At 53.6% G+C, this 1,097-nt stretch carries 1 protein-coding gene; it reads left to right on the top strand.

Going from position 1 to position 1,097, the window contains the following annotated elements:
* The coding region (locus tag QP305_RS08685) for a hypothetical protein (RefSeq protein WP_284904923.1) at positions 1 to 1,097 on the top strand (1,097 nt) is incomplete at both ends.

Below are 1,097 nucleotides of genomic sequence, written 5' to 3' on the forward strand. Positions count from 1 at the left end.
ACTGTCACGATCAAGGATGGTGACAAGGTCTTCGATACGTCGAAGGTGACTGTTAATGATCCTGATAGTGATGGGGATACTGTCCCGGATTCGCTGGATCAGTGTCCTGCTGTTGCTGGGCCGGCTTCTAATAATGGTTGCCCGGCTTGGGGTGATGGTGATGGTAAGCCTGGCGCGGATGTGACGCTGGCGAAGGATCCTGCTAATGGTCCGATTCCGGATACTGCGTCGTGTGAAGCTTCCAATGGTGCTACTTGTTCCTTTGATGGGGACGGGAACGTTGTTGTGAAGGTTCCTGGGGATGCTAAGGATAAGGACGAGATTACTGTCACGATCAAGGATGGTGACAAGGTCTTCGATACGTCGAAGGTGACTGTTAATGATCCTGATAGTGATGGGGACGGCCTGACCGATTCTGAGGAAGAAAAGATCGGAACCGATCCCAACAATCCGGATACTGATGGTGATGGCATCAATGACGGTGATGAGGTCAATGGCACCAAGAACCCGTTCCAGGATGACAAGTCTGATCCGAATGGGAAGCCTGGTAACACTGACCCGCTCAACCCTGACTCGGATGGCGATGGTGTGAATGACGGTGACGAAGTGACCGGTAAGCACAACAATGGCAATCCGACTAATCCGAATAAGGCCGACTCTGATGGTGACGGCGTGACGGATGGGGATGAGAAGAAGGACGGCACCGATCCGAATAACCCGGACACTGACGGTGATGGCATCAATGATGGTGACGAGAAGAAGATCGGGACTGATCCGAAGAACCCCGATACCGACGGCGATGGCATCAATGACGGTGATGAGGTGAACGGCACCAAGAACCCGTTCCAGGATGACAAGTCTGATCCGAATGGGAAGCCTGGTAACACTGACCCGCTCAACCCTGACTCGGATGGCGATGGTGTGAATGACGGTGACGAAGTGACCGGTAAGCACAACAATGGCAATCCGACTAATCCGAATAAGGCCGACTCTGATGGTGACGGCGTGACGGATGGGGATGAGAAGAAGGACGGCACCGATCCGAATAACCCGGACACTGACGGTGACGGCGTGAACGACGGTGACGAGAAGAAGGA

The sequence above is a fragment of the Actinotignum timonense genome, assembly GCF_030216305.1.
GTDB lineage: Bacteria > Actinomycetota > Actinomycetes > Actinomycetales > Actinomycetaceae > Actinotignum > Actinotignum timonense_A.